Origin of the sequence: Acuticoccus yangtzensis (assembly GCF_001927245.1) — a bacterium.
Classification (GTDB): Bacteria; Pseudomonadota; Alphaproteobacteria; order Rhizobiales; family Amorphaceae; genus Acuticoccus; species Acuticoccus yangtzensis.
The window spans coordinates 335,094-350,274 of sequence record NZ_MJUX01000003.1; the positions used below are offsets into that span (position 1 = coordinate 335,094).

The 15,181-nt window shown below is 66.1% G+C and carries 13 protein-coding genes and 2 tRNA genes; 12 read left to right on the top strand and 3 right to left on the bottom strand.

What is annotated here, in order from left to right; genetic code table 11:
• Positions 1–25 precede the first annotated feature (25 nt).
• Together BIX52_RS10795 and BIX52_RS10800 are read left to right on the top strand one after the other, a co-directional pair.
• Complete coding sequence (locus tag BIX52_RS10795; protein WP_075221067.1) at positions 26–745, top strand: response regulator; 720 nt, start codon at positions 26–28, stop codon at positions 743–745.
• Positions 745–2,199: a HAMP domain-containing histidine kinase gene (locus tag BIX52_RS10800; protein ID WP_075221068.1), complete on the top strand. Its 1,455-nt coding sequence runs from the start codon at positions 745–747 to the stop codon at positions 2,197–2,199. Before BIX52_RS10795 ends, BIX52_RS10800 begins: the two co-directional genes overlap by 1 nt.
• 40 nt (positions 2,200–2,239) lie before the next feature.
• On the opposite strand, the gene BIX52_RS10805 is transcribed toward BIX52_RS10800, so the two are convergent.
• Together BIX52_RS10805 and BIX52_RS10810 are read right to left on the bottom strand one after the other, a co-directional pair.
• A complete protein-coding gene (locus tag BIX52_RS10805) occupies positions 2,240–5,677 on the bottom strand; it encodes an indolepyruvate ferredoxin oxidoreductase family protein (RefSeq protein WP_075221069.1) in 3,438 nt (1,145 codons plus the stop codon).
• A gap of 101 nt (positions 5,678–5,778) precedes the next feature.
• Positions 5,779–6,747, bottom strand: coding sequence for a M15 family metallopeptidase (locus tag BIX52_RS10810; RefSeq protein WP_083660166.1), 969 nt, complete (start codon positions 6,745–6,747; stop codon positions 5,779–5,781).
• Between the two features lie 148 nt (positions 6,748–6,895).
• Here BIX52_RS10810 and BIX52_RS10815 point away from each other — a divergent pair, with 148 nt between their 5' ends.
• Together BIX52_RS10815 and BIX52_RS10820 are read left to right on the top strand one after the other, a co-directional pair.
• A complete protein-coding gene (locus BIX52_RS10815; protein WP_075221070.1) occupies positions 6,896–8,746 on the top strand; it encodes an ABC transporter ATP-binding protein in 1,851 nt (616 codons plus the stop codon).
• Positions 8,747–8,896: 150 nt separating this feature from the next.
• Positions 8,897–8,970, top strand: a tRNA-Gly gene (locus BIX52_RS10820).
• Between the two features lie 155 nt (positions 8,971–9,125).
• Here BIX52_RS10820 and BIX52_RS10825 read toward each other — a convergent pair.
• Positions 9,126–10,541, bottom strand: a complete 1,416-nt coding sequence (locus BIX52_RS10825) for a calcium-binding protein (protein WP_075221071.1) — start codon at positions 10,539–10,541, stop codon at positions 9,126–9,128.
• Between the two features lie 356 nt (positions 10,542–10,897).
• Here BIX52_RS10825 and BIX52_RS10830 point away from each other — a divergent pair.
• The 8 genes from BIX52_RS10830 to rplL all read left to right on the top strand — a co-directional run bounded on the left by BIX52_RS10830 (position 10,898) and on the right by rplL (position 15,074).
• Positions 10,898–10,973 (top strand) — tRNA-Trp (locus BIX52_RS10830).
• Between the two features lie 323 nt (positions 10,974–11,296).
• The gene (gene secE / locus BIX52_RS10835) at positions 11,297–11,467 is read left to right on the top strand and encodes a preprotein translocase subunit SecE (RefSeq protein WP_075221072.1); all 171 of its coding nucleotides are present in this window, start codon (positions 11,297–11,299) and stop codon (positions 11,465–11,467) included.
• A 43-nt stretch (positions 11,468–11,510) separates the two neighbouring features.
• Positions 11,511–12,047 (top strand): transcription termination/antitermination protein NusG, encoded by a 537-nt coding sequence (gene nusG, locus BIX52_RS10840; RefSeq protein WP_075221073.1) that lies wholly within the window; start codon positions 11,511–11,513, stop codon positions 12,045–12,047.
• Positions 12,048–12,224: 177 nt separating this feature from the next.
• Entirely contained in the window at positions 12,225–12,656 is a 432-nt protein-coding gene (rplK, locus tag BIX52_RS10845) for a 50S ribosomal protein L11 (protein ID WP_075221074.1), read from the top strand.
• Entirely contained in the window at positions 12,649–13,350 is a 702-nt protein-coding gene (gene rplA / locus BIX52_RS10850; RefSeq protein WP_075221075.1) for a 50S ribosomal protein L1, read from the top strand. Before rplK ends, rplA begins: the two co-directional genes overlap by 8 nt.
• Positions 13,351–13,355: 5 nt before the next feature.
• Positions 13,356–13,727, top strand: a complete 372-nt coding sequence (locus tag BIX52_RS10855; protein WP_075221076.1) for a hypothetical protein — start codon at positions 13,356–13,358, stop codon at positions 13,725–13,727.
• A gap of 351 nt (positions 13,728–14,078) precedes the next feature.
• Positions 14,079–14,633 (top strand): 50S ribosomal protein L10, encoded by a 555-nt coding sequence (gene rplJ, locus BIX52_RS10860; protein ID WP_075221208.1) that lies wholly within the window; start codon positions 14,079–14,081, stop codon positions 14,631–14,633.
• Between the two features lie 51 nt (positions 14,634–14,684).
• Positions 14,685–15,074, top strand: a complete 390-nt coding sequence (rplL, locus tag BIX52_RS10865; protein ID WP_075221077.1) for a 50S ribosomal protein L7/L12 — start codon at positions 14,685–14,687, stop codon at positions 15,072–15,074.
• The last annotated feature ends 107 nt before the right edge of the window (positions 15,075–15,181 follow it).

A 15,181-nucleotide genomic window follows, 5' to 3' on the forward strand; every position in this document is an offset into this window, starting at 1 on the left:
GTGCGATCGGCGCTACACCAGCGTCATGGACGAGACGTACGAGCCCCACATTCTGGTCGTCGACGATGCGCGCGATATTCGTGAGCCTCTCGGCACCTATCTCAAGAAGCACGGCCACCGGGTCAGCCTGGCAGGCGACGCCACCGCTGCGCGCCAAGCGATGGCCACCAACGCCATCGACCTCGTGGTGCTCGACATCATGATGCCGGGTGAGGATGGGCTGTCGCTCTGCCGCTGGCTCTCGTCGACCGATGGTCCGCCCGTCATTTTGCTCACAGCGATGGCCGACGATGCCGACCGGATCGTCGGGCTGGAGCTCGGCGCCGATGATTATGTGGTCAAGCCGTTCAATCCGCGCGAGCTTCTGGCCCGCATCCGCGCCATCCTCCGGCGCGTGCCTCCATCGCGCGAGCCCGTTCCACCCGGCCGCCGCGCGTTCGCCGGCTTCGTGCACGATCCTGCCGCTGGCATGGTCACCACGCCGGACGGGCGCGAAGTCCTTCTCACAACCGCCGAAAATCGGCTTCTCGTCGCATTCTTAGACCGGCCGGGTCAGGTGCTGAGCCGGGATCAGCTTCTCGATCTCACTCAAGGGCGCGAGGCCAAGCCCTACGACCGGGCGATCGACAACCACATCAGCCGCCTACGCCGCAAGCTGGAGCCGGACGCCAAGCGCGCGACCATCATCGCTACTGAATGGGGCGGCGGCTATCGTCTCGCAGCCGACGTGGAGACACTCTCCTGATGCGTGTCGGCCGGATTGCCCGTGTTGTCCTCCCGCGCACCATCACCGCGCAGTTTGCTCTCGTTCTTGTTGCGGCGCTGCTGGTGGCGAACCTCATCGCACTCATCCTGGTGGAGCATGAGCGCACGCGGGTTGCCCGCGACGTACGCCGTACAGCGCAGATCGAACGGCTGGCCGGTCTCGCTGCCGCCATGATCGATGTCGCTCCGGCCCTGCGCCCCAACATCGCGGCCAACTCCTCGACTCCGTTCCTGCAGCTTCGTGTCGCCGCGGATCCCGAAGCCGCGGCAAACGCTCCGGACAGGCTCGCCCGCGATCTCGCCGATGAGTTGAACGAGGAGCTGTCCGGCCTCGGCGTCTCCGTTCCCGCGCGCGTGGCGGTGGACCCGGACGGCCGCCCCTGGCCCCGTCCACGTGCCGACGAGGAGGAGCACAGCGGCGGGCGACGTTCAGGGCGCCACGGCGGCGATCACGATGACGACCGACCTCGCCGCCACGGGCCCCGCCACCGGGACCCGGACGCTCCGTCCGACGTGGTGGCGTCCATCCCGTTCGGCGACGGCACGTGGCTCAATGCACGTCTTCCAGGGCCGGGTCGCCTGCCGCCCATCGGCGGGCGTACGGTCCTCATGACGCTCGGCCTCTCCCTCATCACCGTGGTCGGTGCCGGGATCCTCTTCACCCGCCGTCTCACGCGGCCGATCCGCTCCCTGGCCGCAGCGGCCGAGCGGGCCGGGTTCGGCGACCGCAGCGCCACCGCTGAGGTGGGGGGGCCGGCAGAGGTGCGCCGGGCCGCAGAGGCCTTCAACGCCATGCAGTCGCGCATCGCCCAATTCGACGACGAGCGTGCCCGCACAATCGCTGCCGTCGGTCACGATTTGCGCACGCCCATAACCTCGCTCAGAATCCGGGCGGAGATGCTGGAGGTGGATGAGGAACGAGAGGCGATGGTGCGCACTCTGGACGAGATGCGTGTCATGGCCGACGGCTTGCTGGACTTCGGCCGCAGCGAGGCCGAGCCGGAGCCTTGCCGACGTGTCGATCTGGCCGCTGTCCTCGCCGGCCTCTCTGGTGACGTTGTTACTTATGCAGGGCCTGAGCATCTCATGCTAGACGGGCGGCCGGTCGCTTTGACGCGTGCTTTCGCAAATCTGGTGGAAAACGCGCGCCGCTATGCCGGAGTCGGGCACATCGACCTTTCCGAGGATGGCACCGGCGTTGCCGTCACCATTACGGACAGCGGTCCTGGTATTCCTATTGATCGCCATGCCGAGATGTTCGAGCCGTTCAAGCGGCTCGAAAGTTCGCGCAATGCTGAAACGGGCGGGGCAGGCCTCGGTCTTTCCATTGCCCGCACCCTCATCCGCGCCCATGGGGGCGATGTCACCCTTGAAAGCCCCGTCTCGGGCGGACTTACCGTCCGGGTGACGCTGCCTCGCGGTGTGGTTCGTTAAGACGGCGGCGCCGTTGCGGAGGCAACGGCGCCGTGGGTGGTCATTCGGCGGCCTGGCGCGCCACGCCGGTGGCGGCGTCGTAGGCGGCTTCCAGCTCCGGGAGGCGCGCCAGGGCCTTTTCGGCGTTGGCGGCGCGCACCGGGCCGTAGCCCTTCACGACGTCGGTCCAACCGGCGAGCGCCAGGGCGGGAGCTGCACGCTCCGCCGTCAACGTGGCGGCGATGTGGTCCACCGTCGCCTCATAGCGCGCAAGCATCGCCCGCTCCTCCCGCCGCTCGGCCGTGCGGCCGAACACGTCGAGCCAGGTGCCGCGGTGCTTGCGCCAGCCCGCCAGAAGCGGCAGCAGCTTCAGCATCCACGGCCCGAAGACGCGCTTGGCCGGTCGCCCCGTGCGGTGGTCCGGCCGCGACAGGATCGGCGGCGCCATGTGGAATTCCAGCCGCTCGAACCCCGCGAACTGGGACTTCAACTGATCAGCGAAGCCGCCGTCGGTGTAGAGCCGGGCGACCTCGTACTCGTCCTTGATCGCCATCATCTTGTAGAGCTGGCGCGCGGCCATGTCGGCCAGTGCCTCACCGTCGATCCCTGCGCGCGCCGCCGCCGCCCGCAGCGCCTCGATGCGGCCGGTGAACCGCGCTGCATAGGCCGCGTCCTGGTAAGCCGTCAGGCTGGCGGCGTAGCGCTCCACCCGCTCGGCGGCGTTCGCCGGCTCGACGCGGTGCGGTAGAGGCGTCCCCTTCGCGGCATCCAGCATCGCCTGGAATCGTGCCGGATCGGCCACCGACAGGCGCCCTGCGCGGAAGGCGGCCAGGTTCATCGGCACCGCGGCGCCGTTGAGACGGATCGCCTCCTCCAGCGAGGCCGCCGAGATCGGCAGCGCTCCCGCCTGATAGGCAGCCCCCATGATCATCATGTTCGACGCGATCGCATCGCCGAAGAGGGCGACCGCCGCGGCCGTCGCGTCGAAGGCGCGCGTTTCTGCCCGCGCTTCCAGCGCCGCAACGATCCGCCGCGACGGCAGCGAGAAGTCGAGCCGCTTGGTGAAGTCGCCCGGGAACTGCTCGTGCGTGTTGACGACGACCTTCGCCCCCTCGCCGATGGCCGCCAGCACCTTCGCCGACCCCGCCACCGCGATGTCGCAGCCGAGCACCGCCATCGCATCGCCCGGGCCGACGCGGATCGTCGTCACGTCCTCGGGGCGCGGCGCGATCTTGATATGGGAAAGCACCGCCCCGCCCTTTTGGGCGAGGCCTGCCATGTCGATGATCCCGGCGCCGAGACCCTCGATATGCGCCGCCATGCCGATCACCGCGCCCACCGTGACGACTCCCGTTCCGCCGACGCCGGTGACCAGAAGCCCCATCGTGTCCGTCAGTACGGAGCGCTCGGGTTCCGGAAGATCGGCCGGCATGTCGGGCACGCTGGTGGCCTTCAGCTTGGCGCCCTTCACGGTGACGAAGGAGGGGCAGAAGCCCTTCAGGCAGGAGAAGTCCTTGTTGCAGGAGGACTGGTCGATCTGCCGTTTGCGCCCGAAGGCGGTCTCCACCGGCTGGATCGCCACGCAGTTCGATTGAACGCCGCAGTCGCCGCAGCCCTCGCACACCCGCTCGTTGATGACGACGCGCTGATCGGGATCCGGGAAGGCCCCGCGCTTGCGGCGGCGGCGCTTCTCGGAGGCGCAGGTCTGGTCGTAGATCATCGCCGTCACGCCAGGCGTCGCGGCGAGGCGCTTCTGCACCTCCATGATATCGTCGCGGTGGTCGACCGTGGCCTCGATCCGCATGCCGTCATATTTGTCCGGCTCGTCGGTGACGATGGCGACCTCGCCGACGCCTTCGGCCCTCAGCTGGGCTGCGATGCGCGCGGGGCTGAGTTGCCCGCCGTCGTGGGTCTGGCCGCCGGTCATCGCCACTGCGTCGTTGAAAAGCACTTTATAGGTGACGTGGGTTCCGGCGGCGACGGCGGCGCGGATCGCTAGCGAGCCGGAGTGGTTGTAGGTGCCGTCGCCCAGGTTCTGGAACATGTGGGAGCGGGTGGAGAAGGGCGCCTCGCCGATCCACTGCGCGCCTTCCCCGCCCATCTGGGTGAAGCCGACGGTCTCACGGTCCATCCAGATGGCCATAAAGTGACAGCCGATGCCGGCCGCGGCCTTCGAGCCTTCCGGCACCACGGTGGACGAGGAATGCGGGCACCCTGCGCAGAAATAGGGTTTGCGCTGAGTGATATCCTGCGTCGTCTTCATGCGCGCCGCCAGCGCGTCCAGCTCGGCGAGCGGGCCCTTCACGAGCTCGACGCCGCGGTCCGCCAGGCGGCGGCCGATCTCGCGCGCGACGTGGTTGGCGTCGAGCGCGGCGGGGGCGCGGAACAGCGTCGCGCCCGTCTCGTCCTGTTTGCCGATGATGACGGGCGCGTTGGCGGTGCCGTAGAGCGCGTCCTTGAACTGCGGCTCGATCAAGCCGCGCTTTTCTTCGACGACGATGATCTGCTCGAGACCGTCCGCGAACTCCGCAATGTCCTCGCGCGGGATCGGCCAGGGCATGCCGACCTTCATGACGCGGATGCCGAGATTGGCGGCGGCGACCTCGTCGATACCGAGGGCGGCGAGGGCCTCAAGGAGGTCGAGCCAGCTCTTGCCGGTCCCGACGAGGCCGATCCGCGCCTCTCGCCCGCCGCGCATGACGATGGGGTTGAGGCCGTTGGCCCGCGCGAAGGCGGCAGCGGCCGGAAGCTTCACCTCGTGCAGTAGCGCCTCTTCGCGCAGCGCGTCGAAGGGGAGGGCGGAGATGTTGGGGCTTTGGGCGAACGTAAAGTCCGGCGTGACGATGGAGAGACGGTCGGTGCGCCCGTCGATGGAGGCGGTGGATTCCACCGTGTCCTTGACGAGCTTGAAGCCGATCCACAGGCCCGAGAAGCGGCTCATGGCGATGCCGAGGAGGCCGTAATCGACGATATCCTGCACGCCTGCGGGCGACAGGATCGGCATGAGCGTATTGATCATGCCGAATTCGGACTGATGGGCGGTCGTGGAGCTTTCGCAGGTGTGGTCGTCGCCCATCAGGGCGAGGACGCCGCCGAGCGGGGCCGTGCCGGAGAGGTTGGCGTGGCGGAAGACGTCGCCCGAGCGGTCGACGCCGGGGCCCTTGCCGTACCAGAGGCCGAAGACGCCGTCATACTTGTTCTCGCCATAGAGGCCGGCGCGCTGACTGCCCCAGACGGCGGTGGCGGCGAGGTCCTCGTTGAGGCCGGGCTGAAACAGGACCCTGTCGCCAAGCACTTTCTTGATGCGCCCGAAGGTCTGGTCGAGGCCGCCGAGAGGCGAGCCGCGATAGCCCGTCACATAGCCCGCCGTCCGGTGTCCCGCCGCTTCGTCCCGCGCAATCTGCGCCAGGCACAGCCGCACCAGCGCCTGCGTCCCCGACAGGAACACATGCTCCTTCGAGAGGTCATACTTGTCGTCCAGCGAAACCGAACGTGTCACAGGTTTCCCCCTCCATCATCGTTTGATGAAAAGGTACGCCCGGTTTTGAAGCCCGGCAATGTGGAGAGATTCCAGCAAGAGCCTTGGAGGACGAGCGAAATTCAATTTCGCCGACAGTCGGGTAAGAGTTCGGGCCTGTACTCGAAGTGCATTGTATCATAATGATACCAACGCCCTCCCCAGACGAAACAATATTTCTCAAAAATTTTCACAACCTCAAGCGGGATTTTATTTTTGTAAGGTAAAGTTCCGCCTCCGTTCCCCGCGTCCCAGCGCCAGTAGTTCGTGTGCCGGGTGTTGATGTCGATCGCGGCACCGAACGAATGCACGCTCATCCGATTGGTCCCGGCGATCGCGCGCCAGTTGAACGTTCCCGCAGAGGGGACGAGAAACGTGTGGAATTGTGGGGGCAGGCGCTCGAGTTCGGCCGATACTCGGGAAAGTTGGCGGTCGACGCCGAATCGCCGCGTGACCATCAACCGACCGCCTCCCAGCGAAGGAACCCACGGCACCGCGACGAGGGTCGACCTCACGTCTCCCTCGCTGGCGCCATAGAGTGCGCGGAAGAACGTATCGTTGCGAATGCGGCCAGGATCCTGGTCTCGTCCCGGAGGACTGATTCCAGCGCCCGCGGGGTAGGGATAGTGGAACATGTCTTCGAGGTCCGGATCGGTCAGCAACTGGTCCGGCGACTTCGTTCGGCCATCGTCCCACACGATGCGCGTTCCGGAGGGGAAGACGGCGTGGTTTCCTTCGAACCGGAAGGCGCCAGGATAGGCGGCAAGCAACGCGGCTTTGTTCGCCTCCGCGCCCCCGGAGCCCCCCGCAAGCCGGCGGAAGATATTGAAGCCGCTGGTGACGGGCTCCGTCACCGGCCGGACCGGCGCGGAACCCGGCTGCGAGCCTTGCGCGGATGCGGCAAGCGGCCACAGCCCCGTCAGCACGGCGGCGAAGCCCACCGCAGCGGCGAACGCACGGGAAACGGCGAACCCACGGGCAGGCGCGATGGCACTGGCTGAGGTGACGGTAGGAGCAAAGGCGAGGGCAGGGGCGCGGCATTTCCGTCTCATCGGAACATCCTAGGGCCTCGCAGGCCGCGCCGGAAGGGTGCAGATCGCGCGCTCGGGATGAGGGATCGGGCCCGCCGGATCGAGCGACACGAGAGGTTCATTGTGCGCAGGCCCCGGCAGCCTCTATATCCCCGCCACGGAGGGACGCATGCTTGGCTTCTTTGAACGGCTGGTCGACCCCTATCCCGCCCGTGCGATCGAGACACCACCGCAACGCTTCATCGCGTTCATGTGGCATTATTCGCGCGACGTGTGGCCATGGGTCGCCATCATGTGCGCGCTGTCGGCGGCGATCGGACTGGGAGAGGCCTTCCTGTTCGGCTTCCTCGGCACGCTCGTCGATTGGCTGGCGACGCGCGACCCGGCGACGCTGATGGCAGAGGACGGCCACATCCTCGCCCTGACCGGCGCTGCAATTCTGATCGGCCTGCCGACACTGGTCTTCATCCAGTCGGCGCTGCTGCATCAGACTCTGGCCGGGAACTACACCATGGTGGCCCGCTGGATCAGCCACCGGCACCTTCTCAGGATGCCCGTCGCCTTCTTCGCCGACGAGTTCGCCGGGCGCATCGCCACAAAGGTTATGCAGACCGCGGTCGCCGTGCGCGACGTGGCGCTGAGGGTGTGCGACGTCTTCACCTACGTGCTCGCTTTCTTCATCGGCATGGTGGTCGTCGCCGGGCAAGCCGATTGGCGGTTGATGATCCCGCTCATCGCCTGGGCAACGGTCTACGCGCTCTCGTTGTGGTGGTTCATCCCGCGCCTTGCCGCAGCGTCCGAGGCGCAGGCCGATGCGCGTTCGGCTATGACCGGACGCGTCGTCGACGCCTACACCAACATCCAGACGGTGAAGCTCTTCTCCCACGCGGCTCGCGAGCGCGACTATACGCGCGAGGCGATGGACGGTTTCCTCGTGACCGTTCACCGGCAGATGCGGCTCATCACAGCCTTCAACACGGTTAATTACGGGCTGAACTCGCTGCTGCTGTTCTCGATCGGTGCGCTCGGCATCTACTTTTGGACGATCGATTCCATCTCACTGGGTGCGCTCGCCATGTCGATCACCCTGGTGCTGCGCCTCAACGGCCTCTCCCATTGGGTGATGTGGGAAATGACGATGCTGTTCGAGGCGGTCGGCACCATCGCCGACGGGCGGCAGATGCTCTCCAAGCCTCCCGCGGTGACCGACGCGCCCGCCGCCCCCGCACTGAAGGTGGAGCGAGGCGAGATCGTCTTCGACGGTATCCGCTTCCATTACGGCAAGGCGAGAGGGGTGATCGACCACCTCGACCTCACGGTGAGACCTGGCGAAAAAATCGGCCTCGTCGGCCCTTCGGGGGCAGGCAAGACGACGTTGATGAACCTCCTTCTTCGCCTCCACGATCTGGAGGCCGGGCGCATCCTCATCGACGGGCAGGACATTTCCACCGTCAGCCAGGATTCGCTGCGAGCGGCGATCGGCGTCGTCAGCCAGGAGCCGGCGCTGCTGCACCGATCGATCCGCGACAACATCGTCTACGGCCGGCCCGACGCGACGGACGCTGAAATGCGCGAGGCGGCGCGTCGGGCCAACGCGCTCGACTTCATCGAGGGCCTCAGCGACGCGGAGGGCCGCACGGGTTTCGATGCCTTCGTGGGTGACCGCGGCGTCAAGCTCTCCGGCGGTCAGCGCCAGCGCATCGCCATTGCGCGGGTGTTCTTGAAGAACGCCCCGATCCTGGTCCTGGACGAGGCGACGAGTGCCCTCGATTCAGAGGTAGAAGCGGCCATTCAGGAGAGCCTCTTCGCGCTGATGGAGGGGAAGAGCGTGATCGCGATCGCGCATCGCCTCTCCACCATCGCCTCGCTGGACCGTCTTGTGGTGCTAGACAAAGGGCGCGTGGTGGAGGACGGCTCGCACGCCGAGCTTGTCAGCCTGAACGGCCTTTATGCGCGCCTCTGGTCGCGTCAGTCCGGCGGCTTCCTCGCCGACGAGCCGCTCGACCGCGAGACGGCCTGAGGGCGGGGGACAGTGCTCCCCCGCCGTACGCCGATGGGTGACAGCACGGCGAGAGTGAGCTATCTGAGGGGCTGGCGGCCGGGCCGACGCCTGTTCACGGCGGTCCCGAACGTTCGCCAGAGGCGCGGCTGAGCCGCATTTCTCGGCACCGCGGGTGTAGCTCAATGGTAGAGCAACAGCCTTCCAAGCTGATGACGAGGGTTCGATTCCCTTCACCCGCTCCAGCCGGTTTGCCGTGAGACCACAACCTTATGGCCGGAATTTCGACTGGGTGATGGCCCGAGACCCGCAGGCGTCCGACCTGCGCAAGCCACCAACACCTGTCGACAGCAGATCGACGGGCCGCCACGCGGGTCGAACCCGGCGGCGGCCCCTTCGCTCAGACGATGACGAAGTCGCTCGCGTGGAGGTGCGGGCTGTTCAGTAGGTTTGCGAAGAGAACGGGGGCCGCGTCGCCGGTGCCGTCCACGTCGAACCACAGATTGCCGCGGTCCTGCGAGTAGAGGAACGTCGGCGTTTCCTCCGCCGAGGCGCCGCGATGCCCCTCGATGAAGTTGACCCCCTCCACGAGCAGCGTGACGCCCCCGAAACCGTCCGATTCGATGGCAACCTGGTCCTCGCCGCCGGCGAAGTCCTGGATCGTGTCGGTGCCCAGGGCCGGCGTGTCGAAGGCGAAGGTGTCGTTGCCGGCGCCGCCGTTCAACACGTCCAGGCCGTCGCCGCCGTCGAGCCAGTCGTCGCCGTCGCCGCCCAGCAGCGTGTCGTCGTCATTGCCGCCGAGGAGAATGTCGTCGTCGTCGCCGCCGTCGAGCGAGTCGGCCCCGTTGCCGCCATAGAGGGAATCGTTCCCGGCGCCGCCCACGATGCTGTCGTCGCCATTGTTGCCGAACAGCTCGTCGTCCCCGTTGTAGCCGTTGATTGTATCCTCGCCGCCGCCGCCGATCATGTTGTTGTCGTCACGGCTCCCGAAGAGAAAATCGTTCATCTTGGTGCCGGTCACGTCCTCGATCGACTTGTACCTGTCGGACCGTCCGAACCCGTCCGTCCCCCGGCCCTTGAAGAGGTTGACCGAGACGCCGTTCTGGCCGCCGTACATGAGGTCGAGGGAGTAGTCGGCCCGATCGTCGCCGTTGCCGCCGATCATGACGTCACTGCCGCCGAGACCGCGAAACGTGTTGTCACCGGCGTCACCGGCCAGAAAATCGCGGAATTGCGTCGCGCGGATGATTTCGACGTTCTGCACATGGTCGGAATAGCCGAACCCGTCGTCGACGAAGTAACTGCGCAGGAGCGCGGTGATGCCCTCGTTCCCGCCATAATCTACGTCGCGGTCGTAGCGCGCCTCGTCGATGCCGCTGCCCCCGTCGATCGTGTCGTAGCCGTCGTAGCCGAAGAAGGCCTCGTAGTCGTCGTTGTCGGGATTGCCGCCGACCAGGATGTCGAGCCAGGAGGTGCCGGCCGCGCCTTCGATGTCGATCAAGGTGTCGGTGAAGCCGTAGGGGTCGATGACCCAACCGGCGGCGAGGTTCACGTTGGCCCCGTAGATGATGGGCTCGTCGCCGATCGAATAGTCGATCTGATCATAGTCGGGAAATGACCGGCCGCTGCCGCGCAAGCCGTCGATCGTGTCGGCGCCGAGACCGCCGGATATCGTGTCCTTGCCCGGGCCGCCGATGATGAGATCGTCACCGGCCTCGCCGAACAGCGTATCGTTGCCGGCGAGGCCGAGGATCACGTCGCCATTGTCGCTTCCGGCGATATCGTCGTTGCCCGGAGTTCCTCTGAAATTGGCCACTCGAAGTCTTCCCTTTTGATCTTGCAATGAAAATGCAACGGCGACAGGTCGGCCGGCAGGTTGCAAGCTATCGCATTTGTACGATCTAGCGCTTTAAATCGTTGTAACGACGGGCAAGGCGCCGTTCAACATTGAATAACGTGTTTGTTATTCACTTGCCGAGAAGCGATCGGCCTTTGGATCAATCCATGAGCGTAGCGCAGAAAGGCGCTGCCTTTTCAGGGATGAGTGGTATCTCTAAGCGGGCCCCGAACGGTCGTCACACTGCCGAACGACCGATTTGTGGATCGGGAAGGCGCGGTCCCTGTGTTCGCTCTTGCGAAGCCGTCCAACAGCGACTATTGCAGGGCGCAGATAGGGGTGTAGCTCAGTTGGTAGAGCGGCGGTCTCCAAAACCGTAGGCCGGGGGTTCGAGTCCCTCCGCCCCTGCCACGCCCGGTCGCTCGCAGCTCTCCGCGTTTTCGCGCCCGCCATCTCGCATTCGCTGGACACGATTTGGCGCCGAGCAGCGATCCACACCTTTCAAAGCCGCGCTTAACGCATATGGTGGTGGAGGGGTTGCATCTTGATCCGGTGATTGTTAGGTACGGCCTCCGCGAGGCGCCGAAGGGGGTCGTGCGCCGCGTTGTTTCGACGATCGGTGTCGGGAAAGCCCTGCGGCGGCGCTGCGGGGCTTCAGTGCGTCGATTGCGATAAGTGTGTCGTGGCGGTCTAAGGCCGATGCGGCCAGAGGGGTCTGAGTGGCGACGAATCCGATGACGTTCATCCAGCAGGTGAGGCAGGAGGCCGCGAAGGTGGTCTGGCCGAGCCGGCGTGAGACCATCATCACCACGGTGATGGTCTTCATTATGTGCGCATTCGCATCGGTGTTCTTCTTTTTAGTGGACCGGATCCTCGGCTGGGGCATCGGCCAGATCCTCGGTTGATGCGCCCGGACGGCAGCCCCGACGGATCTGTAAGGCGAGATACATGAACAAGCGTTGGTACATCGTCCACGCCTACACCAACTTCGAGAACAAGGTCCGCGAGGCGATTCTCGCGGAGGCCGAACTGCGTGGGCTGACGGACTATTTCGACGATGTCCTGGTGCCCAAGGAGAAGGTGACCGAGGTCAAGCGCGGCCGCCGGGTCGAGACCGAGCGGGTGACCTTCCCCGGCTACGTTCTCGTCAAGTGCGCGCTGACGGACCAGGTGTTCCACCTGATCAAGAACACCCCGAAGGTGACGGGGTTCCTGGGCGCGACGCAGCGGCCGCAGCCGATCCCCGACCGCGAGGCCGAGCGGATCCTGCACCAGGTGACCGAGGAGGTGGAGCGTCCGCGTCCGAAGATCACCTTCGAGGTGGGCGAGCAGGTGCGCGTGGCCGACGGCCCGTTCGCCTCGTTCAACGGCCTGGTCGAAGAGGTCGACGACGAGCGGGCGCGCGTGAAGGTGGCGGTGTCCATCTTCGGCCGGCCGACCAACGTCGAGCTGGAATATGGCCAGGTGGAGAAGATGGCACAATAAGCCATCGTTGCACTGACGGCCCGCACGCTTCGGCGCCGGGCGGGTGATCCGAGAGTTTCCGTCTTCGGGCGGCGAAATTGCGGCAGGGCAGGGGGACGGCCAATCCCCGCACCCGAACCGCAGACGGGCATGGGGCCCGACCTTTGGCAGGGTGGCGACACCCTTTAAGGAGTTCAGATGGCAAAGAAGATTGCCGGTTATATCAAGCTGCAGGTGCCGGCCGGCGCCGCGACCCCGTCGCCGCCGATCGGCCCGGCGCTGGGTCAGCGCGGCTTGAACATCGTGATGTTCACGAAGGAGTTCAACGCGAAGACGCAGGACATGGAAAAGGGTGCGCCCTGTCCGACCGTCATCACGTATTATACGGACAAGTCCTTCACCTTCCAGATCAAGACCCCGCCGGTCTCCTTCTTCCTGAAGAAGGCCACGGGCCTCTCGTCCGGCTCCAAGGCGCCGGGCAAGGAGAAGGCCGGCACGGTCACCATGGCCCAGTGCCTGGAGATCGCCGAGAAGAAGATGGCCGACCTCAACGCCGACACGGTCGAGCAGGCGGCGAAGATGGTCGTGGGTTCCGCGAAGTCGATGGGTCTGGAGGTCGTCGATGCCTAAGGTCGCAAAGCGCATGCAGGCGGTCTATGAAGGCCTCGACCGCCGCGCCTCCTACTCGCTCCAGGACGCCGTGAAGCTCCTGAAGTCGCGGACCAAGGTGAAGTTCGACGAGACCGTCGAAGTCTCCTTCAACCTCGGTGTCGACCCGCGCCACGCCGACCAGATGGTCCGCGGCGTGTGCCTGCTGCCGCACGGCACCGGCAAGACCGTGAAGGTCGCGGTGTTCGCCCGTGGCGACAAGGCCGAAGAGGCGAAGGCCGCCGGGGCCGACATCGTCGGTGCCGAGGAGCTGGTCGCCGAGGTCCAGGCCGGCAACATCGACTTCGAGCGTTGCATCGCGACGCCGGACATGATGCCGCTGGTCGGCCGTCTCGGTAAGGTGCTCGGCCCGCGCGGCCTGATGCCGAACCCCAAGGTCGGCACCGTGACCCCGGACGTGGCCAAGGCCGTGCAGGACGCCAAGGGCGGCGCCGTGCAGTTCCGCGTCGAGAAGGCCGGTATCGTCCATGGCGGCGTCGGCAAGCTCTCCTTCGACGAGGACAAGCTGGTCGAGAACATCCGCGCCTTCTACGACGCGGTGAACAAGGCCAAGCCGACGGGCGCCAAAGGCACCTACATGAAGAAGGCGTCGATGACCTCGACCATGGGCCCCGGCCTGAAGGTCGAGATCGCCTCCATGGTGGCGGACGCGTAAGGCGGATGCGCCTCCCCGGACGCGCTGAGCTTGCCGACGGTCTCGTCGGCGCCGCACTGAGCTTCTCGGGAGGAGTCGTCGCCGGGGCCATCGCCTATGTGGTGGCCTTTCGCGGCGCGGATGTCGGCGTCTGGACGCTGGCCCTGGGGTTCGGCGTCGTCCTCGCCCTGTTCGGGTTCGTGGCGGAATTCGTCCGCTGCTGGATCGCGGGGCCGCGCTTCGGACCGGTCGTCGCCGCCCTCGGCCGTGCCCTCAGAGGCGACACGGCCGGCGGTCCGGCGGGACCGACTAGCCGCAGCCAGCGCATGATGCTCGCCGCCGCGACCGCCATGGTCGTGGTGATGGCCATCTGGGGGATCGGCGCGGTCACGGGCTGACACGGCGACGCCGCCCGCGCCGGACCAGCGGACGGCCCCACAGGCGGTGCGACCGCCAATGAAATTCGCGGCAGGCTCAGGCCCGCCGCACAGAGCTTCCCCCGGCTTCGGCCGGGAGAGGGTCGCCCCGGAACCGGCATCCCATCGGGCGTGCCGTAGCCGGGGCAGCCTGTCCGAGACTGCAGGAGGGCGGTGTTGCGTATGCCCTTAATGGACCTGCATAGACGGGGGTCGGAACGGTGTAGCCGTTCGCTCTCGGGACGGGTGTGAACCGCCCATCGGGGTCAAACCTGGTGGGCTCAATGAGCCGGGCGGCGCCGTGAGGCGTTCGTCCATGTCTTGGAGAGAACGGTGGACAGAGCCGAAAAGAAAGAAATGGTGAGCTTCCTCGAGGAAGTGTTCGCCACTTCGGGCTCCGTGGTCGTGACCCAATATATTGGGTTGACCGTCGCCGAGGTGACCGATCTCCGCGTCCAGATGAAGAAGTCTGGTGCGAAGTTCAAAGTCATCAAGAACAGACTTGCCAAGATTGCGCTCGAAAATGGCGATCGCGGTGTCGCGTCCGAGATGTTCAAGGGACCGGTGGGTATTGCCTACGGTCTCGATCCGGTCGCGGCCCCCAAGGTTCTGACGGAATACGCCAAGAAGAACGACAAGCTCAAAATCATCGGCGGCCTCATCGGCTCGTCGGCGATGGACGATAAGGGTGTCGAGGCTCTCGCCAAGATGCCCCCGATCGAAGAGATGCGTTCCAAGCTCATGGGCGTCCTCCTCATGCCGGGGTCGAACCTGGCCCGCGTGCTCAACCAGCCCGGCGAGAAGTTTGCTCGCCAGCTCAATGCGCCCGCGCAGAACCTCATCGGCGTTTTCGCAGCCTACAAGGCGAAACTGGAAGCGGCGGCTTAATCCTCCACGGATCAAGCCCACTGAACCGACAACCTGGAAAGATCAAATCAAATGGCAGATATCGAAGCCCTGTACGAGCAGCTGTCGTCCCTGACGGTCCTCGAAGTCTCCGACCTCGTGAAGCGCCTGGAAGACGGCTGGGGCGTTTCCGCCGCCGCCGCCGCTCCGGCGATGATGGCGATGCCGGCCGCCGGCGGCGCTGGCGAGGCTGCGGCCCCGGCCGAAGAGAAGACCGAGTTCGACGTCGTCCTGGCCAACGCCGGCGACAAGAAGATCAACGTCATTAAGGAAGTCCGTGCGATCACCGGTCTTGGCCTGAAGGAAGCCAAGGACATGGTCGAGGGCGCCCCGAAGACCGTCAAGGAAGGCGCGTCCAAGGACGAAGCCGAGAAGATCAAGAAGCAGCTCGAAGAGGCTGGCGCGAAGGTCGAGCTTAAGTAAGCAGACCATCGTGGCCTTCGGGCACACAACGGCGGGAACGGCGGGTGATGGCCATCACCTCCGCCGTCCTCTCCGGGGACCGCTTAGCCGCTCCCCGGCCCCGCCGG